18 protein-coding genes are annotated in these 18,508 nt (G+C 70.7%); 10 read left to right on the top strand and 8 right to left on the bottom strand.

What is annotated here, in order from left to right:
• Positions 1–82: 82 nt before the first annotated feature.
• Positions 83–577: an inorganic diphosphatase gene (locus GA0115234_RS28595; protein WP_093547474.1), complete on the bottom strand. Its 495-nt coding sequence runs from the start codon at positions 575–577 to the stop codon at positions 83–85.
• 86 nt (positions 578–663) lie between these two features.
• On the opposite strand from GA0115234_RS28595, the gene dacB reads away from it, so the two are divergent.
• From dacB to folE, 6 genes are all read left to right on the top strand, one after another.
• Positions 664–2,157: a D-alanyl-D-alanine carboxypeptidase/D-alanyl-D-alanine endopeptidase gene (gene dacB / locus GA0115234_RS28590; RefSeq protein ID WP_256088840.1), complete on the top strand. Its 1,494-nt coding sequence runs from the start codon at positions 664–666 to the stop codon at positions 2,155–2,157.
• An 86-nt stretch (positions 2,158–2,243) separates the two neighbouring features.
• Positions 2,244–3,377, top strand: a complete 1,134-nt coding sequence (locus GA0115234_RS28585; RefSeq protein ID WP_093547472.1) for a zinc-dependent metalloprotease — start codon at positions 2,244–2,246, stop codon at positions 3,375–3,377.
• Positions 3,378–3,575: 198 nt separating this feature from the next.
• A complete protein-coding gene (gene tilS, locus GA0115234_RS28580; RefSeq protein WP_093547470.1) occupies positions 3,576–4,658 on the top strand; it encodes a tRNA lysidine(34) synthetase TilS in 1,083 nt (360 codons plus the stop codon).
• Positions 4,659–4,758: 100 nt separating this feature from the next.
• Complete coding sequence (hpt, locus tag GA0115234_RS28575) at positions 4,759–5,298, top strand: hypoxanthine phosphoribosyltransferase (protein ID WP_072487175.1); 540 nt, start codon at positions 4,759–4,761, stop codon at positions 5,296–5,298.
• A gap of 228 nt (positions 5,299–5,526) precedes the next feature.
• Positions 5,527–7,557 (top strand): ATP-dependent zinc metalloprotease FtsH, encoded by a 2,031-nt coding sequence (gene ftsH / locus GA0115234_RS28570; RefSeq protein WP_093547468.1) that lies wholly within the window; start codon positions 5,527–5,529, stop codon positions 7,555–7,557.
• Positions 7,558–7,711: 154 nt separating this feature from the next.
• Entirely contained in the window at positions 7,712–8,317 is a 606-nt protein-coding gene (gene folE, locus GA0115234_RS28565; protein WP_093547466.1) for a GTP cyclohydrolase I FolE, read from the top strand.
• A gap of 112 nt (positions 8,318–8,429) precedes the next feature.
• On the opposite strand, the gene GA0115234_RS28560 is transcribed toward folE, so the two are convergent.
• The 6 genes from GA0115234_RS28560 to GA0115234_RS28535 form a co-directional block, all read right to left on the bottom strand.
• Entirely contained in the window at positions 8,430–8,912 is a 483-nt protein-coding gene (locus GA0115234_RS28560; RefSeq protein WP_093547464.1) for a DUF3180 domain-containing protein, read from the bottom strand.
• Between the two features lie 99 nt (positions 8,913–9,011).
• The gene (folK, locus tag GA0115234_RS28555; RefSeq protein WP_093547462.1) at positions 9,012–9,623 is read right to left on the bottom strand and encodes a 2-amino-4-hydroxy-6-hydroxymethyldihydropteridine diphosphokinase; all 612 of its coding nucleotides are present in this window, start codon (positions 9,621–9,623) and stop codon (positions 9,012–9,014) included.
• Positions 9,620–9,979: a dihydroneopterin aldolase gene (folB, locus tag GA0115234_RS28550; RefSeq protein ID WP_093547460.1), complete on the bottom strand. Its 360-nt coding sequence runs from the start codon at positions 9,977–9,979 to the stop codon at positions 9,620–9,622. Before folB ends, folK begins: the two co-directional genes overlap by 4 nt.
• Before the next feature lie 204 nt (positions 9,980–10,183).
• Positions 10,184–10,663: a nuclear transport factor 2 family protein gene (locus tag GA0115234_RS28545; RefSeq protein ID WP_093547458.1), complete on the bottom strand. Its 480-nt coding sequence runs from the start codon at positions 10,661–10,663 to the stop codon at positions 10,184–10,186.
• The gene (folP, locus tag GA0115234_RS28540; protein ID WP_237541846.1) at positions 10,660–11,457 is read right to left on the bottom strand and encodes a dihydropteroate synthase; all 798 of its coding nucleotides are present in this window, start codon (positions 11,455–11,457) and stop codon (positions 10,660–10,662) included. Before folP ends, GA0115234_RS28545 begins: the two co-directional genes overlap by 4 nt.
• A 94-nt stretch (positions 11,458–11,551) precedes the next feature.
• Positions 11,552–13,381 carry a phosphatidylglycerol lysyltransferase domain-containing protein gene (locus GA0115234_RS28535; protein ID WP_093547454.1) on the bottom strand — a complete coding sequence of 610 codons (1,830 nt, stop codon included), beginning with the start codon at positions 13,379–13,381 and terminating at the stop codon, positions 11,552–11,554.
• A 139-nt stretch (positions 13,382–13,520) separates the two neighbouring features.
• Here GA0115234_RS28535 and GA0115234_RS28530 point away from each other — a divergent pair, with 139 nt between their 5' ends.
• Entirely contained in the window at positions 13,521–14,645 is a 1,125-nt protein-coding gene (locus GA0115234_RS28530) for an alpha/beta hydrolase (protein WP_093547452.1), read from the top strand.
• A 36-nt stretch (positions 14,646–14,681) separates the two neighbouring features.
• Here the strand turns inward: GA0115234_RS28530 and GA0115234_RS28525 are convergent, their stop codons facing one another.
• Positions 14,682–15,860, bottom strand: a complete 1,179-nt coding sequence (locus GA0115234_RS28525; RefSeq protein WP_093547450.1) for an ABC transporter ATP-binding protein — start codon at positions 15,858–15,860, stop codon at positions 14,682–14,684.
• Positions 15,861–15,990: 130 nt separating this feature from the next.
• Between GA0115234_RS28525 and GA0115234_RS28520 the strand changes: the two genes are divergently transcribed.
• The 3 genes from GA0115234_RS28520 to GA0115234_RS28510 all read left to right on the top strand — a co-directional run bounded on the left by GA0115234_RS28520 (position 15,991) and on the right by GA0115234_RS28510 (position 18,501).
• Positions 15,991–16,701: an ABC transporter permease gene (locus GA0115234_RS28520; RefSeq protein WP_093547448.1), complete on the top strand. Its 711-nt coding sequence runs from the start codon at positions 15,991–15,993 to the stop codon at positions 16,699–16,701.
• Between the two features lie 3 nt (positions 16,702–16,704).
• On the top strand, positions 16,705–17,406 hold the full coding sequence (locus GA0115234_RS28515) for an ABC transporter permease (protein WP_093547446.1): 702 nt from the start codon (positions 16,705–16,707) through the stop codon (positions 17,404–17,406).
• A gap of 108 nt (positions 17,407–17,514) precedes the next feature.
• Complete coding sequence (locus GA0115234_RS28510) at positions 17,515–18,501, top strand: ABC transporter substrate-binding protein (RefSeq protein WP_093547444.1); 987 nt, start codon at positions 17,515–17,517, stop codon at positions 18,499–18,501.
• The last annotated feature ends 7 nt before the right edge of the window (positions 18,502–18,508 follow it).

The raw sequence follows: 18,508 nt of genomic DNA, 5'->3' as shown, positions 1-18,508 counted from the left end.
GAACGGGCGGCACTCCCCGGAAGGAGTACCGCCCGTTCCCGGCCCGGAACCGTACAAACGGAACCGGATCACGACCCTCGGGTCAGTGCGCGCCGCCCTGCGCCTCAAGGCGCTTGTAGGAGGCCTCGATCTCGGCCTCGGCCTCGGCGCGGCCGACCCAGTCGGCACCCTCGACGGACTTGCCGGGCTCCAGGTCCTTGTAGACCTCGAAGAAGTGCTGGATCTCCAGACGGTCGAACTCCGACACGTGGTGGATGTCGCGCAGGTGCTCCACCCGGGGGTCGGAGGCCGGCACGCACAGCAGCTTGTCGTCGCCGCCGGCCTCGTCGGTCATCCGGAACATGCCGATGGCGCGGCACTTGATGAGGCAGCCGGGGAAGGTCGGCTCCTCCAGGATGACCAGCGCGTCCAGCGGGTCGCCGTCCTCGCCGAGGGTGTTCTCGACGTAGCCGTAGTCCGCCGGGTAGCTGGTCGAGGTGAAGAGTCGACGGTCCAGACGGATCCGGCCGGTCTCGTGATCCACCTCGTACTTGTTCCGCGAACCCTTCGGGATCTCGATAACGACGTCGAACTCCACGGGTGGCTCCTCCATGATCAACACATACGACTGGTGATTAAGTGTCCCCCACGCAGATGTGTGCTCGCGAAAGGGGCTGGTCAACGGTGGACGAGCCGGGGAAGAGACCGTCGGTCAACCCGCTGGACAAGCTGATCGGGCTCGCCCGCCGGGGCGGCACGATCAGGTTGAAGGGGCTGAACGACCGGCAGTTCACCGCCGTCTCCGCCGGCCTCGGACTGGTGATCGCGGCCGGCGTCGTCCTTGCCGCCGGCCCCTGGGACTCGGGTCAGCGTAAGGCCGAGGCGGACTGGGCCGCCGCCCGGAACGGTACAGGTGGCGCACATCACGAACCCGCCGGGCCGGATACCGCGCCCAGCGCCCCGCCCGTGCTCGCCGCGCTCTCCGCCGCCGTCGACAACTCCGCCCCGGACGCCCGCACCGCCCCCGACGGCGCGGCCGACACCCTGCGCGCCGCCCTCGGCCCGCTGCTCAAGGACCCCGCGCTCGGCACCCGGCCCGCCGCGGTCGTCATCGACACCGCCAGCGGCGAGCGGCTGTACGGCCGGGGCGCCGGTGCGCCCATGACGCCCGCCTCCACCGTCAAGATCGCCACCGCGGTCGCCGCCCTGAGCGCCCTCGGCCCCGACCACCGCGTCCCCACGACCGTCCGGGCGTCCGCCGACTTCCGCGGCCTCGTCCTGGTCGGCGGCGGCGACCCCACCCTCGACAAGGCCGCCCTGCGCCGGATGGCCACCGACACCGCCCGCGCCCTCAAGGAACGCGGCGTCGACAAGGTCCGCCTCGGGTACGACACCTCCCGCTACTCCGGACCGGCCCGGCACCCGATCGGCCCCAACGAGAACATCGCGCCCGTCAGCGCCCTGATGACCGACGAGGGCAGGCTCGACAGCACCGACAGCGGACCCGCCCCGCGCAGCGACGACCCGGCCGGTGACACCGCCCGCACCTTCGCGAAGTTCCTCGACGACGCCGGGATCGCCACCGGGGCGGACCCGAAGCCCGGCCGCCCGGCCACCGGGTCCCGGAAGGTCGCCGAACACCGCTCGGCCCCGCTCTCCGCCCTGGTCGAACGGGCCCTGACCAACAGCGACAACGACATCGCCGAGGCACTCGCCCGGCAGACCGCCCTCGCCGCGGGCGAACCCGCCGACTTCGACGGCGGCCGACGGGCCGTCACCGCCCGGCTCCGCACGCTCCACCTGCCGCTGACCGGCGCGAACTTCGCCGACGGCAGCGGACTGAACCGCAAGGACAAGGTCACCGCCGGACTGCTGGCCGGTCTCCTCGCCCGTGCGGCCGATCCGGACCACCCCGAACTGCGCCCCGTCCTCACCGGCCTCCCCGTCGCCGGATTCAGCGGCACGCTCAGCGACCGCTTCACCGGGAAGTCCGCGGGCACCGGCCTGATCCGCGCCAAGACCGGCACCCTCACCGGCGTGAACACCCTCGCGGGCACGGTCGTCGACCGGAAGGGCCGACTGCTCGCCTTCGCCTTCCTGGCGTCCGGCACGACCTCCCCGTCCGAGGCCCAGTCCGCCCTCGACACCCTCGCCACCACCCTCGGCACCGTCCGGTGACGGGCGGCGGGCAGCCCCCGCCGCCCGCCCCCACCGAGCCGGTCAACACCGCACCGCGGACGGACCCGAGCACGTACGGTTGACGCATGACGAGCATCGGTGGTGCCGAGATGGTCGACTGGAATCTCGCGGTCGCGACCGCGACCCGACTTGTCCGGCCGGGGCCGGAGATCAGCCGCGAGGAGGCCCGCGAGGTCGTCGCGGAGCTGCGCCGGCATGCGAAGGCCGCGGAGGAGCACGTCCGTTCCTTCACCCGGATGATCCCGGAGGGGACCGAGCCGGAGGACACCCCGGTCCTGGTCGTGGACCGGGCCGGCTGGATCAAGGCCAATGTCGCGGGCTTCCGCGAACTGCTCCGCCCGCTGCTCGGCAAGATGCAGGACCGGCGACCGGGCGGCCCCGGCGGCGCGGTGCTCGGCGCGGTCGGCGGCAAGGTGACCGGCGTCGAGGTGGGGATGCTGCTGTCGTTCCTGGCCTCCCGGGTCCTCGGCCAGTACGAGACCTTCGCCCCGGCCACCCGCGAGCTCCCGGCCTCGGCGAACGGCGGTGGCAGGCTCCTGCTCGTCGCCCCGAACATCGTGCACGTCGAACGCGAACTGGAGGTCGACCCGCACGACTTCCGGCTCTGGGTCGCGCTCCACGAGGAGACCCACCGCACCCAGTTCACCGGAGTGCCCTGGCTCCGCGACCACCTCCAGGGCGAGATCCAGTCATTCCTCGACGAGACCGACGTCGACCCGATGACCCTGCTGGAACGGCTCCGCGAAGCCGCCCAGTCCCTGGCCGGGGGCCGCCCCGAGGGCGAGGACGGCGAGGACGGCGGCCGCAGCCTGGTCGAACTCGTCCAGACGCCCGCCCAGCGCGAGATCCTCGGCCGGCTCACCGCCGTGATGTCCCTGCTCGAAGGCCACGCCGACTACGTGATGGACGGCGTCGGCCCCGAGGTCGTCTCCTCCGTCGGCGAGATCCGGGAGAAGTTCCAGCAGCGCAGGGCCCGCGGCGCGGGCCGCCTCGACCAGGCGCTGCGCAAACTCCTCGGCCTCGACGCCAAGCTGCGTCAGTACCGCGACGGCGAACGATTCGTCCGGGCCGTGGTCGACGAGGTCGGCATGGACGGCTTCAACCGCGTCTGGACCTCGCCGAACACCCTGCCCACCAAGGCGGAGATCGAGAAGCCCGCGGACTGGATCGCGAGGGTGCACCGTAAGGCAGAGTCCTGATCGCGGCCGCCCCGACGGCGGGCGACAGGACGAGAACGCGCCGGTAATCACCCATCCGAGGGACCGTAGGGGCATGGGAAGGCGTGCAATGCTCGATGGACGGCTTGCCTCTGTCACCATCGACGCACTCTGAGTGACGGCACACTCCCCGTCCGCCACTTCGAGGCACCTCACCGAACTCCACGAAGGGCACCGGACATGGGTCCCCATCCTGCGGTCGCGGCGATACGCCTGGCGGTCCGCCGCGTACTCCACGACGTCCTCACCGAACACACCCGAAGCGCCGACCACTCCCGGCGCACCCCGCACCCCGAGCTCGCCGAAGCCGGTGCGGGCAGGCAGCGCGCCGCACTTCCCGAGCGCCCCGACACCCCGCTGGTGCTGGTGGCCTGCTCCGGCGGCGCCGACTCCATGGCCCTCGCCTCCGCCCTCGCCTTCGAGGCCCCCAAACTCGACGTCCGGGCCGGCGGGATCACCGTCGACCACGGCCTCCAGGACGGCTCCGACACCCGGGCCGCCGAGGTCGCCGACCGCCTCGCCGCCCTGCGCCTCGACCCGGTCGAGGCCGTCGCCGTGCGGGTCGGCCACGAGGGCGGACCCGAGGCCGCGGCCCGCGACGCCCGCTACGCCGCCCTGGACGCGGCGGCCGAACGGCACGGCGCCGCCGCCGTCCTGCTCGGACACACCCGTGACGACCAGGCGGAGACGGTGCTGCTCGGCCTCGCCCGCGGCTCCGGCATCCGCTCCCTCTCCGGCATGGCCGCCGCGTCCGGACCGGCCGGCCGCTACCGCCGCCCCTTCCTCCAGCTCGACCGGCAGACCGCCCGCAAGGCCTGCCTCGTCCAGTCCCTGCCCGTCTGGGACGACCCGCACAACATCGACCCCGCCTACACCCGCTCCCGGCTGCGCCACGAGGGCCTGCCCGCCCTGGAGAAGGCGCTGGGCAAGGGCGTCGTCGAGGCCCTGGCCCGTACCGCCCAGCTCTCCCGCGACGACGCCGACGCACTGGACACCTGGGCCGCCGAGGCCGACAGCGCCGTACGGGACGACGCGGGCCGTCTGGAGTGCGCCAAGCTGTACGCGCTGCCGCCCGCCGTGCGCCGCAGGGTCCTGCGCCGGGCCGCCATGGCGGCGGGCTCCCCGGCCGGTTCGCTCTTCGCCCGGCACATCGAGGAAGTCGACCGTCTGATCACCGGCTGGCGCGGCCAGCGGGCCATCAACCTGCCGGGCCGCGTCGAAGCCATGCGTCAGGGTGGCAGACTGGTCATTCGGCAGAGCTGAAGCACAAGCGGCTGACATGCAGGCGAGCGGCCGCGCAGGTACGGGGCGACACCCCCGGACCGGGCAGGCAGAGAAAGAGACGCGGGTGAACGAGAAGGACATGGGCACCGACCTTCAGTCGGTGCTCCTCACCAAGGAAGAGATCGACGCGAAGCTCGTCGAGCTGGCCGCGAAGATCGACGCGGAGTACGCGGGCAAGGACCTGCTCATCGTCGGCGTCCTCAAGGGCGCAGTGATGGTGATGGCGGACCTGGCGCGCGCGCTGTCCACCCCCGTCACCATGGACTGGATGGCCGTCTCGTCGTACGGCGCGGGCACCCAGTCCTCCGGAGTGGTCCGGATCCTCAAGGACCTGGACACCGACATCAAGGGCAAGCACGTCCTGATCGTCGAGGACATCATCGACTCGGGCCTGACCCTGTCGTGGCTGATGTCGAACCTCGGCTCGCGCGAGCCCGCCTCCCTGGAGATCTGCACCCTGCTGCGCAAGCCGGACGCGGCCAAGGTCGCGCTCGACTGCAAGTGGGTCGGTTTCGACATCCCCAACGAATTCGTCGTGGGCTACGGCCTCGACTACGCCGAGAAGTACCGCAACCTCCCCTTCGTCGGAACGCTCGCCCCGCACGTCTACGGGGGCTGACCTCCACCCGGGCCCTTCGCCCGGCCTTCCGGGGCGCCCGGACCGACCGGGGCCGACGGCGGGGAACCTTTCACCGGATCCCCGCCGTTGAGCCCTCGAAGGCGGGTTTTGACAGACGTCCCCGGCGGTCGCGGGTGACAATGCTGGGGTACCGTCCGAAGAACAGTCTTTTCTCACAGCAGCATTTACCTACGGGCAGGAGGGACGGGGCGGCTTCGCCCCGTATGGATGGACGTGAAGCGATACTTCCGTGGGCCGGTCATGTGGATCGTGCTGGCCGTCCTCGCCGTGGTCGTGTTGATGACAGTCGTCGGCTCGTCGGGCGGCTACAAATCGGTGGACACCGGCAAGGTGATCCAGGCGATCAGCAAGGACCAGGTGGCGCAGGCCAAGCTGACCACCGGTGACGAACAGATCATCAAGATCGAGTTGAAGAAGGGCCAGAAGCTCTCGGGCGAGTCCGGCACCAAGTTCCAGGCGAGCTACATCGGCGACCAGGGCGTCCAGCTCGCGGACACCCTCCAGCAGAAGTTCGAGAGCGGCAAGATCGACGACGGCTACACGGTCTCTCCGTCGAAGCAGTCCCCGTTCATCTCGATCCTCCTCTCGCTGCTGCCCTTCGTCCTGATCGTGGTCGTCTTCCTGTTCCTGATGAATCAGATGCAGGGCGGCGGCTCCCGGGTCATGCAGTTCGGGAAGTCCAAGGCCAAGCTGATCACCAAGGACACCCCGAAGACGACGTTCGCCGATGTGGCGGGGTCGGACGAGGCCGTCGAGGAGCTCCAGGAGATCAAGGAGTTCCTCCAGGAGCCGGCGAAGTTCCAGGCCGTCGGCGCCAAGATCCCCAAGGGTGTCCTGCTGTACGGGCCTCCCGGTACGGGCAAGACCCTGCTCGCACGCGCCGTCGCCGGCGAGGCGGGCGTCCCGTTCTACTCGATCTCGGGTTCCGACTTCGTCGAGATGTTCGTCGGTGTCGGTGCCAGCCGGGTCCGTGACCTCTTCGAGCAGGCCAAGGCGAACGCCCCGGCGATCGTCTTCGTCGACGAGATCGACGCCGTGGGCCGGCACCGCGGTGCCGGTATGGGCGGCGGGCACGACGAGCGCGAGCAGACGCTGAACCAGCTGCTCGTCGAGATGGACGGCTTCGACGTGAAGGGCGGCGTCATCCTGATCGCCGCCACGAACCGGCCGGACATCCTCGACCCGGCGCTGCTGCGTCCGGGCCGTTTCGACCGGCAGATCGCGGTCGACCGGCCGGACATGCTGGGCCGCCTGGAGATCCTCAAGGTGCACCAGAAGGGCAAGCCGGTCGCGAAGGACGTCGACCTCGGCGCCGTCGCCCGCCGTACGCCCGGCTTCACCGGTGCCGACCTGTCGAACGTGCTGAACGAAGCGGCGCTCCTCACGGCACGCGCCGATCTGAAGCTGATCGACAACAAGATGCTCGACGAGGCCATCGACCGCGTCGTGGCGGGCCCGCAGAAGCGGACCCGGATCATGTCCGAGAAGGAGAAGAAGATCACCGCGTACCACGAGGGCGGACACGCCCTGGTCGCGGCGGCTTCCCCCCAGGCGGACCCGGTCCACAAGATCACGATCCTCTCCCGCGGCCGCGCCCTCGGTTACACGATGGTGCTCCCGGAGGAGGACAAGTACTCCACGACGCGCAACGAGATGCTCGACCAGCTGGCCTACATGCTGGGCGGGCGCGCGGCCGAGGAGCTGGTCTTCCACGACCCGACCACCGGCGCTGCGAACGACATCGAGAAGGCCACCGCAACGGCCCGCGCGATGGTCACGCAGTACGGCATGACGGAGCGGCTCGGCGCGATCAAGTTCGGCGGCGACAACACCGAGCCCTTCGTGGGCCGGGAGATGGGCCACCAGCGCGACTACTCGGAAGAGGTCGCGGCCCTCGTCGACGAGGAGGTCAAGAAGCTCATCGAGACCGCCCACAACGACGCGTGGGAGATCCTCGTCGAGAACCGCGACGTGCTGGACAACCTCGTTCTCCAGCTCCTGGAGAAGGAGACGCTGGGCAAGGAGGAGATCGCCGAGATCTTCGCCCCGATCGTGAAGCGCCCGGCCCGTCCGGCGTGGACCGGTTCGGCCCGGCGCACCCCGTCCACGCGTCCTCCGGTGCTCTCGCCCAAGGAGCTCGCCCTCACCAACGGCGCCACCACGGCGAACGGCTCGGCCGTCCCCACGGACACCGTCCCGGCCACCGAGGTCGTCCCGGAGGACCGCCCCGAGAGCTGACCCCGTTCTCCCCGGTGTGGCCCCTTTCACGGGGGTCCCACCGGGCCCGGAATGGAAGCCGCGCCCCCACAGGTTCTAGCCTGTGGGGGCGCGGCTCTTTCGTACGCTCGTGCGGAGGTATGCGCAGGTGACAGCTCAGAGGAACGAGGCACAGATGACCGACCCGGTGACGTTGGACGGCCAGGGTTCGATCGGCGAGTTCGACGAGAAGAGGGCCGAGGCCGCCGTACGCGAACTCCTCATCGCGGTGGGCGAGGACCCGGACCGCGAGGGCCTGCGCGAGACGCCGGGGCGGGTGGCGCGGGCGTACAAGGAGATATTCGCGGGCCTCCACCAGGAGCCCGAGGACGTCCTGACGACCACGTTCGACCTCGGTCACGACGAGATGGTGCTGGTCAAGGACATCGAAGTATTCAGTACCTGTGAACATCACCTGGTGCCGTTCAGGGGCGTCGCGCACGTCGGGTACATCCCGGCCACCAGCGGAAAGATCACCGGCCTCTCCAAGCTGGCCCGGCTGGTCGATGTCTACGCCCGGCGTCCGCAGGTCCAGGAGCGGCTCACCACACAGATCGCCGAGTCCCTGATGGAGATCCTTGAGCCGCGCGGGGTCATCGTCGTCGTCGAGTGCGAGCACATGTGCATGTCGATGCGCGGGATCCGCAAGCCCGGGGCGAAGACGCTGACCTCGGCGGTGCGCGGACAGCTCCGTGACCCCGCGACGCGTGCCGAGGCCATGAGCCTGATCATGGCGCGCTGAACTCCCGCGCCGAACCCCCGCGGAGCCGCGTGACCGGGCTCGGTGGCCGAGGCGTGTGGAGTCCCGTCGTCCGCCCGCGGGCCGGGCGGACGCTGCGGACGGCTCCTGGGCCCTACGCGGCCGCCGAGCTCTTGTCCTTGTCCTCGTCCTCAGGGAGCTTGCAGATGCGCTCCAGCCAGAGGGCGGCGGCGACCACCGCGATGCCGGCCAGGACCGAGAAGCCCGCGTAGATCGCCTGGTCGCGGCGGGCCGGGATGTCGAGGGAGCCGAGCAGGAAGACGCCGGTGCCGCCGTACATGCCGGAGACCAGGGAGACGACCAGGGCGCTGGCCTGGCCGAAGACGACGGCGCGGGCGGCCATCAGTGGTTCGACGCCCTTGGCTCCCGGCCGGCGCTCGCGCTGGGCGCGCAGCCGGGCACGGATGGAGAGCGCCGTCGCCAGCAGGATGACGGCGATCACGGCGAGCACGATCGGCGCGGCGAGGGGAACGCTCGGCAGGCTGCCGCGGGAGTCCCAGAGGCGGGCGCCGCCCCAGGAGAGCACCCCGGCCGCGGCGAAGAGGCCGACCAGTACCCCGAGCCTGAGTTGCTTCACCGCGTGGTCCGCCCTTCGCCGCCAGTCATCCGTGTCGCCGGTGATCCGTGTCGTCCGTGGTCGCCGTTGCCGGTGATCCGTTTCCGCTGAGCCTAACGACTACTCGGGCAGACGGAGTTCCAGATCGGCCCGGGGCAGCACGCCGTCCCGGCCGACCCCGGTCAGCAGCTCCGTGACGGGCCCGGCGCCGGGCAGCTGGGCCCCGGGGTCGATGTCGTGCCACGGGGCGAGGACGAAGGCCCGCTCATGGGCCCTGGGGTGGGGGAGGATCAGCGCCGGGTCGTCGGAGACGACGTCCGCGTACGCCACGATGTCGACGTCGATGGTGCGCGGGCCCCAGCGCTCCTCGCGGACCCGGTCGAAGGCCTCCTCGATGGCCTGGCCGCGCTCCAGGAGGGAGGACGGGGGGAGCGTCGTCTTCACGACGATCACCGCGTTGAAGTACGAGGGCTGGGAGCCGGGGGCGACGCCCCAGGGCTCCGTCTCGTACACCGGGGAGACGGCCTTGACCCGCAGGCCCGGGGTGTCCTCCAGGGCGTCGATGGCGCCCTGGAGGGTCTCCAGGCGGTTGCCGAGGTTGGAGCCCAGGGAGATCACGGCACGCTTGGGGTTGGAGAGGGTGATGTCCGCGGCGTCGACCTGCTCGACCACGGAGGCGGGGACCGGCTGTACGGTCGGGTCGCTCTGCCCTTCGGTGGAAAACGCGGTCATACTCGGCTCCGGGTGATGGTGATGGTCACATCGTCGAAGGGGACGGTGATCGGCGCGTCGGGCTTGTGCACCACGACCTCCACCTCCTCGACTCCTTCGTGCTTGAGACACTGCTGGGCGATGCGCTCCGCGAGCGTTTCGATCAGATCGACGGGCTCGCCCTGCACCACCTCGACGACCTCCTCGGCGACGACGCCGTAGTGCACGGTCTTCGTCAGGTCGTCGGCGGCCGCCGCGGGACGGGTGTCCAGGCCGAGCACCAGGTCCACGATGAAGGTCTGGCCCTCTTCCCGTTCCCGGGGGAAGACGCCATGGTGCCCACGGGCCTTGAGGCCGCGCAGCGCGACACGATCCACGCGAATCACTCCTGCTGTCGTTGGTCGTAGAGACACGGGGCCGCGTGCGGACGGCGAGGTGCGCTCTCTTCCGAATCTACCTGCGAGCACCGACAGTGCTCGCCCGCGGGGGCCTCGGACCCGGCCTCACGGACTGGTAGCCGCGTATACCCGCACTGTCCGGATCCAACCCCCTACCGGGGGCACGACCGCTCGACCGCCTGGTCAGGAAGGGGTCTCCTCGTCCTCTTCGTCGCCGGTCTCGGTCAGTACGGGCGAGCCGTGGTGGGACCAGAGCTTCCAGCCGTCGGGTGTGCGCCGGAACACATTGGTGGCCACGACGAGTTGGCCGACCAGCGGTCCGAGGGCGTTGCCGTCCTCCGCGGGGCCGCCGCTGAGGATGTTCTCCGTGCAGGTCACCAGCGCGGTGTCGCCGGTCATGGAGACCCCGACGTCGGTCAGGAAGAACTGGATGTACTCGGTGTTCGCCATGATCAGCGCGTAGCTGCGCAGCACCTCGCCGCGGCCGGTCAGCACCGGCCAGCCCGGGTGGACGCAGGAGACGGTGAGGTCCTCGCCCGGCAGCCAGAGCCCGGAGAGCTCCTCGAAGTCGCCGCGCTCCATCGCCTCGTAGAAGGCGGTGTTGGCCTGCTCGACGGCCGCGATGTCGGCGGCCGCCTCCGCGTGCTCGTCGCGCCCGGTCACGCGGCTCCCTCGACGGCGCGGGCGACCCGTACGGCGTCGGCCGTGGCCCGTACCTCGTGGACCCGGACGGCCCAGGCGCCCGCGTGGGCGGAGAGCGCGGAGATCGCCGCGGTGGCGGCGTCGCGTTCGCGGGCGGGCGGTGGCGCCGCGCCGTCACCGGCCAGCACATGGCCGAGGAACCGCTTGCGGGAGGCGGCGACCAGCAGCGGGCGGCCCAGGGCGCGCAGCTCGTCGAGGTGGGCGACCAGGGCGAGGTCGTGGCCGGCGTCCTTGGCGAAGCCGAGGCCGGGGTCGATGACGATCCGTTCCGGGGCGACACCGCCCGCCACCACGGCGTCCATCCGCTCCCGCAGCTCCCGGACGACCTCGGCGACGACGTCCCCGTACACCGCCCGGCTGTTCATGGACTCGCTGAAGCCGCGCCAGTGCATCACGACGAAGGGGGCTCCGGCCGCGGCGACGACCGGCACCATGTCCGGGTCGGCGAGGCCGCCGCTCACATCGTTGACCAGGGCGGCTCCGGCCGCGACGGCCTCCTCGGCGACCTCGGCCCGCATGGTGTCCACGGAGACCGTGACCCCTTCGGCGGCCAGGCCCCGGACCACCGGGACCACGCGGCGCAGCTCCTCCGAGGCGTCCACCCGGCTGGCGCCGGGGCGGGTCGACTCGCCGCCGACGTCGACCAGGTCGGCGCCCTGGGCCACCAGGTCGAGGCCGTGTTTGATCGCGGCCGTGGTGCCGAACCAGCGGCCCCCGTCGGAGAAGGAGTCCGGGGTCACGTTCACGACACCCATGACCGCGCAGCGGTCCCACTCCGGCAGGCCCTGGACCGTGCCTCGTCCACGCAACGTACTCATGCGACCAGCGTAGGCCCCGTACGGTGCGGCGTTACGCCGCGCGCGCGTGCTGCTCCTGGGTGTGGGCGCAGGGGCGGGGCCGGCGGGCCGGGAAGCGGCGGGCGAAGGGGCGGGGAAGGGCGAGGTTCACGAAGCCCTCGGCCTGCATGGCGGCGAGGGAGATGCGGGGCAGGTCGCGGGCGGTGCGGTAGACGACGAAGCGCGGCTCCCAGCGGGGCCGGAACTTGGCGTTGAACTTGTACAGCGACTCGATCTGGAACCAGCGCGAGAGGAAGATCAGCAGTCCGCGCCAGGTCCGCAGCACCGGTCCCGCGCCCAGCTTCTCGCCCCGGGCGAGCGCCGAGCGGAACATCGCGAAGTTCAGCGAGACACGCTCGACGTTCAGCCGGGCGGAGGCCTGGAGGGCGGCGACGATCAGCAGCTCGTTCATGCCGGGGTCGGCGGAGCGGTCGCGGCGCATCAGGTCGAGGGACATGCCGTCACGGCCCCACGGGACGAAGTGGAGCACGGCCTTCAGGTCGCCGTAGGGGGAGTCGGCGGAGTCCTCGCCGGCCTTGTGGGCGGTGGCGATGACGCAGTCGCCGTCGGCCGCGTCGCCGATCCGGCCGAGTGCCATGGAGAAGCCGCGCTCGTTGTCGGTGCCGCGCCAGTCGGCGGCGGCCCGCCGGATGCGGGCCAGTTCGGCTTCGCCGATGTCGCTCACGCGGCGGACCCGGGTCTCGTAGCCGAGGCGTTCAATGCGCTTCACCATCTGGCGTACGTTGCGCATCGCGCGCCCGGCGAGCGAGAAATCCGCGACGTCCACCACCGCCTCGTCGCCGAGTTCCAGGGCGTCGAGTCCGGTCTCGCGGGTCCAGACCTCGCCGCCGGTCTCGCTGCACCCCATCACGGCCGGGGTCCAGGAGTGGGCCCTGGCCTCGTCCATGAACCGTTCGATGGCGCCGGGCCAGGCCTCCACGTCGCCGATCGGGTCGCCGCTGGCCAGCATCACTCCGGACACGACCCGGTAGCAGACGGCGGCCTTGCCGCTGGGGGAGAAGACGACGGCCTTGTCGCGGCGGAGCGCGAAGTGGCCGAGCGAGTCGCGGCCGCCGTGCTTCTCCAGCAGGGCGCGCAGCCGGGCCTCGTCGTCCTCGGTGAGCCGGGCGGCCGGGTGCTCGGGGCGGAAGGCGAGGTAGATGGTGGTGACGGCGGTCAGCAGACCGAGGGCGCCGAGGGAGTACGCCACGGTCCAGGAGGTGTCGCCGGCGTACTCGACGGGGCCCTCGAAGCCGAGCATCCCGTACAGCACGTGCTGGAGCCGGTCGGCGACGCTGGGGTTGCCCACGACCCGGCCGGGGTGCGCGCTGACGATGACCAGCCCGAGGCCGAGCGAACCCGCGCCGAGGAGCACGAAGTTGGCCAGGGCCCGCCAGCGGCTCCTGGGGTCGGGGAGCGCGGCGAACTCGCCGCGGTTGCGGACCAGCAGCAGGCAGAGCGCCAGCGAGACGAGCATGCCGATGACCGAGTGCCGGTAGGTGAACTGCGCCAGCGCCCCGGCCGGCAACAGTACGACGGCGGCCCGCCAGGCCCGCCGCTTGCGCCGCTTGAGGCCGTGGGCGAGCAGCAGCAGCAGGACGCCCGCGCTCAGCGAGAGCGCGGCGGCGAACGGTCCCAGGGCGCCGGGCAGGACCTCGGCGAGCGTGTGCATCCGGCTGTGCCGGAAGCGCGGAAAGACGCCCGCGGCGACATCGATCAGGCCGACGGCGGTGCAGGCGGTACCGACCAGCGTCGGTACGGACTCGGGGCGCGGGCCGCGTACGAACTTGCGTACGGGACTCGGAACCGATCCCGATTTATCCCCATCTAGCGTGACAGACATCGCTTCCCGTGGTTCCGCGAGAGATTCTTGTAGTCCTTCGGCCGTAGCCCTCCGGACGATGTGCGACCTGTAGGACGAGGCTTCCGGGCCGTGGGTTCACCCGCCGTACGGAAATTTCCAGACAAGAAAGCTCACCCCCATGGGTCTTACCAGCAAAACATTTCTGGTTCTGGCCATCGCGATGGCCGTGGTGTTCTTCGCGGCCACCATCTGGCTCTGGCCCCGGCTGGCCCGGCGCAGCGTTCCCGCGGTGTTCGGCAGGGTCGGCCTGCTGCTGGTGACCCAGGTGACGGTCTTCGTCACGGTGGCCCTGGTGGCGAACAACTCCTTCCTCTTCTACGGGTCGTGGGCCGATCTGTTCGGCCAGAAGCAGGACCTCGGGGTCGTCACGGACAACGCGGCCGGGGCGCTGGCCTCCAAGAACATCGTCCGGGTCGGGGTCCAGCGGCCGGACGTGCCGGGTGGTCCGCGGCCCGCGACGAGCGGGCGGATCGACAAGGTCGTCATCGCCGGTCACCAGTCGAAGATCGAGAGCTCGGCGTACGTGTACCTGCCGCCCGAGTACTTCCAGCCGGCCTTCGCCCGCCGCAAGTTCCCCGCGGCCGTCGTGCTCACCGGCTACCCGGGCGTCTCGGAGAACCTCCTGAAGGGCCTCCAGTACCCCCGGACGGCACACGAACGAGTGAAAGCGGGCCGGGCGCAGCCGATGATCCTGGTGATGCTCCGGCCCACGGTCGCGCCGCCGAGGGACACCGAGTGCGTGGACATCAAGGGCGGACCGCAGACCGAGACCTATCTCGCCGAGGACGTGCCGCAGGCGATCTCCGAGTCGTACCGGGTCGGGAGGGTGGCCCGTAACTGGGGCATCATCGGCAACTCGACCGGTGGATACTGCGCACTGAAGATCGGGCTGCACCACCCGGACCGGTTCGCGGCCAGCGTCGGGCTCTCCGCGTACTACAAGGCGGCCGAGGACCCGACGACCGGCGATCTCTTCCAGGGCGACCAGAGCGCGCGGGACCGCGCGGATCTGATGTGGAGTCTGGACCACATGCCGAGGCAGCCCGACTCGTCCTTCCTCGTCACGACCTCCAGGCACGGCGAGGGGAACTACCGCACCACGCGGCAGTTCATCTCCAAGGTGAAGTCGCCCGCCCAGGTCTCGTCGATCGTGCTCGACAGCGGCGGGCACAACTTCAACACCTGGCGGCGGGAGATCCCCTCGGCGCTGGACTGGCTGAGCAGCCGGCTCAGCGAGAACTGACCCGGACCGTCGCACGGCGGGCCGGGAGGGACCGGCTCACCGCGCGACGCTCTCCACGGTCTCGACCGCCACCTCGGCGCGCGGGACGGCGTGGGCGTCCGCGTCGATCGAGCGGCGCAGCGCCTCGTGCAGCCGGGCCGGGGTGAGCACGCCGAGGAACCGGCCGGTGCTCTCCTCGTCGATGACGGCGATCCAGCCCGCGTCGTGCTGGAGCATGGTGGCGAAGGCCTGCTTGAGCGGGGCGCCGACGGGCAGCCACGCCTCCATCCGGCGGGCGTGCGCGCGCACCGTGTCGCCTGCTCCGGCGCCCCCGGTCCCGTCGGCCGGGATCCAGCCGTGCAGATTGTCCTGGCCGTCCAGCACGACGGCCCAGCGCGCCCCCTCGGACCGCAGCCGCTCGGTCGCCCGCGCCAGCGAGTCGTCGAGGTGGACGACCGGCGGCTGGTCGAGGTCGCCCTCCTCGATGGGGGTCACGGAGAGCCGCTTGAGGCCGCGGTCGGCGCCGACGAAGTCCGCGACATAGGGCGTGGCGGGCGCGCCGAGCACGGTGGCCGGGGAGTCGAACTGCTCGATGGAGCCCTGTCCGTAGACGGCGATCCGGTCGCCGAGCCGGACCGCTTCCTCGATGTCGTGCGTGACGAACAGGACGGTTTTGCGGACCTGTTCCTGAAGTTTCAGGAATTCGTTCTGCAGCCGTTCCCGTACGACCGGGTCGACCGCGCCGAAAGGTTCGTCCATCAGCAGCACCGGCGGGTCCGCGGCCAGTGCCCTTGCCACGCCGACGCGTTGGCGCTGACCGCCGGAGAGCTGTTCCGGATAGCGGTCGCCATAAACGGAAGGGTCAAGTCCGACGAGGTCGAGGAGTTCGGCCGCGCGTTCCCGGCCCTTTCCCCGTTTCCAGCCCAGGAGATGGGGGACGGTCGCGGTGTTCTCCAGGATCGTGCGGTGCGGGAAGAGTCCCACCTGCTGGATCACATAACCGATACGGCGGCGCAGCCGGACGGGGTCGATGGCGGATATGTCGTCCCCGTCGACGAATATCCGGCCCTCGGTCGGTTCGATCAGCCGGTTCACCATCTTCATGGTGGTCGTCTTGCCGCAGCCCGACGGTCCGACGAGCGTGACCAGTTCACCCTCGGCGACCTCGAAGGAAAGGTCGTCGACGGCGGTGGTGCCGTCCGCGTACCGCTTGGTGACGTGCTCGAAACGGATCATGGTTCCCCATTGTGGCGCGTGTTCTGTGAAGGACATGTTGCTGAAATACAACGGCTCCGGCGATTGTCAGTGGTCGAGGATAGGGTCGCCAGACATACGTACGAAGCGGTGACGAGGAGGTGGGGGACGGATGGCCGCGGGACAGAACTGCCTGGTGACGAACGACTGGATCTGCGGGGAGTATCTCCGTACCCGCAGTCAGGAGTTGACCGATGCGACGGTCCAGCACATCTGGATCACCGCCGTATCAGTGGTGATCGGACTCCTGGTGGCCTTTCCGCTGGCGCTGCTCGCGCGCCGCAGCCGCCGTTTCGCCGGGCCGGTGCTCGGGCTGACGACGGTCCTCTACACCGTGCCCTCGCTCGCCATGTTCTCGCTGCTGCTGCCGCTGTTCGGGCTCTCCGCCGCGCTGGTGGTCACCGGCCTGGTGCTGTATTCGCTGACCATTCTGGTGCGGAACATCCTGGCCGGTCTCGAAGCCGTACCCCAGGAGGCGAAGGAAGCCGCGAAGGGCATGGGGTACGGGCCGGTGCGGCTGCTCTGGGAGGTCGAACTCCCACTGGCGATGCCCGCGCTGATGGCCGGTGTGCGGATCGCCACGGTGTCGACGATCGCGCTGACGACGGTCGGCTCGATCATCGGCAGGGGCGGCCTCGGCAATCTCATAGGGGACGCGCTCCCCAGCTTCTTCAAGGCCCAGGTGCTCACCGCCTCGGTCCTGTGCGTCCTGCTCGCGGTCGTCGCGGATCTGCTGCTGCTCGGTGTGCAGCGGCTGCTGACCCCCTGGACCCGAATACGCGCCGCGCACGCGGACGCGGGCACCGTGGCAAAGGCGGTCTGACCCATGGGAGTTCTCGGCGAGGCCTGGACCTGGCTCACTACCGGCGCCAACTGGTCGGGGGAGAGCGGGGCGGCCCACCGGCTCGGCGAGCATCTGTACGTCAGCGGCGTCGCGCTCGCCCTGGCGTGCGCGATCGCGCTGCCGGTCGCGCTGTTCCTCGGGCACATAGGGAAGGGCGGCGCGCTGGCCGTCAACCTCTCCAACGTGGGGCGGGCGATCCCGGTCTTCGCGGTGCTGGCCCTCTTCATGGTCTCGCCGCTGCGCAACGCCGGATATGTGCCGACGGTCATCGCGCTGGTGCTGTTCGCCGTGCCGCCGCTGCTGACCAACGCCTACGTCGGGATGACGGAGGTCGACCGGTCGGTGACGGAGGCGGCCCGGGGCATGGGGATGTCCGGGCGGCAGCTCTTCCTCCGGGTCGAGCTTCCGCTGGCCTACCCGATGATCATGACCGGGCTGCGCTCCGCCGCGGTCCAGGTGGTCGCCACCGCCACGATCGCCGCGATGGTCGGCCAGGGCGGCCTCGGCCGGATCATCACCGCCGGGTTCAACACGTACAACACCCCGCAGGTGGTCGCGGGGGCGGTGCTGGTCGCCGTGCTCGCGCTGCTGGTGGAGGCGGTGCTGGTGGGCCTGGACCGGCTGCTGTCACCGCTGCGCCGCCGCCGGGCGGCACCGGGCGGCGCGAACGCGACGGCGGCGTGACGGCCATATGAAACCCGGTCCGCCACCCCCGGATCCATTCGGTCCGCCATCCCCGGATCGCATCTCGTACAGACCCTCGGACCCTGTTGCTGTGGACGGAGAACACCCATGAGCAAGACCTCGCGCATAACCGGCGCGGTCATCGGCATGATCGCGCTGGCCGGCTCGCTCGCCGCCTGCGGCGGCGACAGCCTGGAGAAGGACAAGGCGGGCCCGGCGTCCTCCGGCGGCGGCGCGGGCTCCGGGAAGAAGGGCTCGCTGGTCGTCGGCGCGGCCTCCTTCACCGAGTCCAAGGTGCTGGCGGAGCTGTACGCCCAGATCCTGGCCGACGCCGGATACAGCACCTCCGTCACCACGGTGGCGAACCGGGAGCTGTACGAGCCGTCCCTGGAGAAGGGCGAGATCGACGTCGTCCCCGAATATGCCGCGACGATCGCCGAATTCCTCAATGCCAAGGTGAACGGCGCGAAGAAGGCCGAGAAGGCGCCGGTCGCCTCCGGGGACGCGGCGGCCACGGTCGCCGCGCTGGAGAAGCTCGCCACCCCGCGCGGACTGAAGATCCTCCCGGTCGGCCGGGCCGTCGACCAGAACGCCTTCGCGGTGACCAAGGAATTCGCCGCGAAGAACAAGCTCAAGACCCTTTCGGACCTCGGCAGGTCGAAGGTCGGAGTGAAGATCGCGGCGGGTGACGAGTGCGAGGTGCGGCCGTTCTGCGCACCCGGTCTGAAGAAGACGTACGGCATCGACGTCACCGGAATCGACCCCAAGGGAGTCGGCACCCCGCAGTCCAAGCAGGCGGTCAAGGACGGGAAGGACCAGCTGGTCCTCACCACCACCACGGACGCGGTCCTGGACAGCTACGACCTGGTGTTCCTGGAGGACGACAAGAAGCTCCAGAACGCCGACAACGTACTGCCGGTCCTCAATGCCGAGGACGCCGGTTCCCAGGACATTGCCGACGCACTCGGCAAGCTCACCGAGGCGCTCACCACCGAGGATCTCGCGGAACTGAACCGCAAGGTCGACGCCGAGCGCGCAAAGCCCGCCGATGTGGCCAAGGACTATCTGCGCACGAAGGGCCTCGTCGAGAAGTAGGAAATCG

The sequence above is a fragment of the Streptomyces sp. DvalAA-43 genome (assembly GCF_900091725.1).
Lineage (GTDB): Bacteria > Actinomycetota > Actinomycetes > Streptomycetales > Streptomycetaceae > Streptomyces > Streptomyces pulveraceus.
Note: the sequence above shows the minus strand (reverse complement) of the source record. Positions and strands in the feature narration are given on the sequence as shown.